The following is a 3,242-nucleotide window of genomic DNA, read 5'->3' as shown; positions in this document are numbered from 1 at the left end:
CCCCCTTAACCCCCAAAAGCACCAAAAAATACAGGTATTTTTATGGCAGAGAAAAGAACAAAGTCCGTCAAAATCAGATTGTTTGAATCTGAATTGAATGAGCTTAACGAACTAAAAACAGGTAATGAGCTTGCACGTTGGATGCGTGAAACTTGTTTGGCTAAAAAGAGTAAAAGGCGCAATGCGCCTGTTATTGTTGATCCGTTGTTACTCCGACAGCTTTCAGCTATCGGTAACAACTTGAATCAACTTGCCCGCCTTGCTAACGCAAGGGGAATGGATGCCATTTCTTCTATTGAAATCATTAGCATATTGAATCAGATACAGAGTGAACTTGAACAAGTGAGGTCTGATCATGCTAGTTAAATTCTTTAGTCGTGGTAAGGGTGGCGGTTCAGCTCCCGTTGATTACTTGCTTGGTAAAGACCGCAATCGAGAGAACGCTCAAGTATTGCGTGGTAATCCAGAGCAAGCAAAAGAGCTAATAGACGGGCTTTCATTTGCCCGAAACTATACGTCAGGTTGCTTGTCATTTGCTGAAAAAGATATACCCGAACATCAAAAACAGATGCTTATGGACTCGTTTCAAGACACGTTAATGACAGGGCTTGACCGCAATCAATACGATATTTTATGGGTTGAGCATAAAGACAAGGACAGATTAGAGCTTAACTTCCTTATTCCTAATGTTGAGCTATCAACAAACAAGCGTTTACAGCCGTATTACGACAAAAACGACCGTCATTACGTGAATTCTTGGCAACAGATAGCCAACGACACGTTTAAATTTAAAGATCCGCACGATCCTGCAAACAGACGTTTTGTTGTTACGGCAAAAGACCTACCAAACGACAGAAAACAAGCAGTTTCATTGATAACAAATTCATTGGCTAACGAAGTTAGCCTGGGCGCAATCGCCAATCGTGATGATGTTATCAATAAACTTCAATCATACGGCTTGGAAATCGCCAGAGAAACCAAGTCATCAATATCAATTAAAGACCCTTCAGGGGGTAAAAATATCAGACTTAAAGGGGCTTTATATGAGCGAAATTTTAAAGGCAGCGCAGACGTTACAGCAGAGGTCACAAGAGCAATCGAAAGCTATCAAAGAGATCGCAACGAAAGACTTTCAAGGGCTAAGGAAACATTTGCAAACGCACATCAAGCAAAGCGAAAAGCAAATCACGAAAGATATAGACAGCATGGTAGCCAAAGCACAGGAACACCAGACCAACACAACGTACAGCGCATTGATGGTGTTTCTTCTTGGGCTGATATTCGGGAGCGGACTCACGCTAGGCGTGATAGTCGCCATACAGAAATTAAACATCCAGTAATAAAAAAGGTGGTAGAGAACAATGTCAGATGTAAATCAGGAATTAGCGAAAGCATTAAAGCTGTTATCAGAGCAGTACGAACAGCAGTTCAGCGAGGTAAATCAGCAGATAAACGAGTTAGCAGAGCAAATAATTTTACTCACCAACTCAGAGCCAGAACTCGACAACAGCCAAGCTTTATCGCAAGGCGGAAAAACAGCAGAGCAGTTGAGAGAAGTAATCAAAGACCGCAACGGGGATTCTCAATGCCTAGCATGTAAACACGCTAAATATTCATTGCCAAAGTCAAACGGTGGTCAAAGACCAAATGAGCTATTTAAGTTTACTTGTTTGCTTGATCATGACAACACTGAATCAGTGGCTTGCTATCAATTTGACTCTAGGTTTTAAGGTGGTATCATTTCTAGAAACGTGTCTAGAAATGATTTAAAGGTGAAATTATGACAAATGATAAAAACGAAATGGACTTTAGCGGTCACTTGAAACACTTAGAAGATGCTCAAGACGTACAGCTACCAGTGGACGATAAAACGCTAACAGATAGCGAGTTGGAGCAAGCAGGGATTGTTAAAACGTCAGCGTATGTCCGAACAAAGAAAAGTAAAAACGCTCTACGAGTGCAAAAACACAAAGACAAGAAAGCAGAGCAGGGCGTTAAACAGCTAAATATCGAAGTGCCAGAAGAATATCGAGATACTTTTAAAGCCATTGCAAAGCAACTCAAAGAGCATGGCACAGTATCAAAAGAAGATATGGCAACTTTCCCGATTGCCAAATCGGGGGATGATAACAAAACGGCTTCACCAGAAGCACAGAAAGACGATAAACCATCTTTACCCGATGAATGTGTTATTATAGGCAACAAATGCGCTGAGATTGCCGCTAAGGGCGGTTTAAAAGCATGGATCTTGAAAAAGATGGTGTAAAGCGTAGAATAACAAGCAAATGCCGAAAAACAGGCATTAAAAAACCCGCATCAATGGTGTTGGCGCACCTAACGGGTTTATTAATTCAATTCGAGATAATTTTATAATGATATTAGACAAACATCAAGTATATCTCGCCTACATACGGGTGAAGATATGCAAAAACAACTAGAGCTATTCAATAGCCACTTACCAACAAAAACACGTTGTTGTGACGATTTTGACGTTGACAACAAGGTGCGCTACATCGAAAAAGCCATTAAAAAACGCTATTTACAGCCTAATGACTTCAACAGTCGCCAGTGGCTTGTATACGATATTGATAGAGCCACTTGCCCTGACGAAATCAGAGAGGACAAACTAGCACCAGAGCCAACTATTTTCGTTAGCAACCCTAAAAATAGTCATGCTCACTTGTTTTACTTGCTGAAAACACCAGTACACCAAAACGCCAATAGCTCACAGAAAGCCATACAGTTCGCATCAGCCATTGATTGTGGTCTAGCAATGAAACTCGATGCCGACCTAGGCTATGCAGGACTGTTAGCCAAGAACGCTTTACATCGTGATTGGGAAGTATTGCACAGCGTACCGACAGCATACGAGCTACACGAGCTTGCAGAATACGTTGATACATCATTGCTCAATAACTTAGCTAAAAAGCCCTTAGAGTACGGTTTAGGGCGTAATTGCATCATGTTTGATGATTTGCGCTCATGGTCATACAAAGCAATCAGACAGGGCTACCCAGCCTTTGAACAATGGTACAACGCAGTTTTACAACGTGCAGAGATGATCAACTCACGCTTTGAACAGCCGTTACAATTCAACGAGCTAAAGCACATTGCAAAATCAGTGGCTAAATGGACGAATCAGCACTTTAGCGCACAAGGCTTTGCTGAATGGCAATCTAATAACGGTAAACGCTCAGGCATTGCCAGAGCTAAGCAGAGTGAAGATAAACGCATACAGGCTC

Annotated in this window: 5 protein-coding genes; all 5 read left to right on the top strand. The window is 41.6% G+C overall.

All coding sequences use genetic code 11. From position 1 onward, the window contains the following. Positions 1-42 precede the first annotated feature (42 nt). A complete protein-coding gene (gene mobC / locus PMAN_RS00030; protein ID WP_010558162.1) occupies positions 43-366 on the top strand; it encodes a plasmid mobilization relaxosome protein MobC in 324 nt (107 codons plus the stop codon). A gap of 560 nt (positions 367-926) precedes the next feature. Then, positions 927-1,340, top strand: coding sequence for an MbeB family mobilization protein (locus PMAN_RS19245; protein ID WP_422613651.1), 414 nt, complete (start codon positions 927-929; stop codon positions 1,338-1,340). 21 nt (positions 1,341-1,361) lie between these two features. Continuing rightward, entirely contained in the window at positions 1,362-1,730 is a 369-nt protein-coding gene (locus tag PMAN_RS19265; protein WP_479687535.1) for a hypothetical protein, read from the top strand. Between the two features lie 50 nt (positions 1,731-1,780). After that, positions 1,781-2,266: a hypothetical protein gene (locus PMAN_RS00020; protein WP_010558160.1), complete on the top strand. Its 486-nt coding sequence runs from the start codon at positions 1,781-1,783 to the stop codon at positions 2,264-2,266. Between the two features lie 156 nt (positions 2,267-2,422). Continuing rightward, positions 2,423-3,242, top strand: an 820-nt coding sequence (locus tag PMAN_RS00015; protein WP_021032443.1) for a replication initiation protein, incomplete at its 3' end; no start/stop codon positions are given.

The organism is Pseudoalteromonas marina (genome assembly GCF_000238335.3).
GTDB classification, from domain to species: Bacteria; Pseudomonadota; Gammaproteobacteria; order Enterobacterales; family Alteromonadaceae; genus Pseudoalteromonas; species Pseudoalteromonas marina.
The sequence above is the reverse complement of the archived record's forward strand: the minus strand, read 5'-3'. Positions and strand labels throughout refer to the sequence as shown.

Bases quoted from the DNA above. Each gene is read 5' to 3' on its own strand.
- PMAN_RS19265 (WP_479687535.1), top strand. From the start codon at position 1,362: ATGTCAGATGTAAATCAGGAATTAGCGAAAGCATTAAAGCTGTTATCA.
- mobC (WP_010558162.1), top strand. From the start codon at position 43: ATGGCAGAGAAAAGAACAAAGTCCGTCAAAATCAGATTGTTTGAATCT.
- PMAN_RS19245 (WP_422613651.1), top strand. From the start codon at position 927: ATGATGTTATCAATAAACTTCAATCATACGGCTTGGAAATCGCCAGAG.
- PMAN_RS00020 (WP_010558160.1), top strand. From the start codon at position 1,781: ATGACAAATGATAAAAACGAAATGGACTTTAGCGGTCACTTGAAACAC.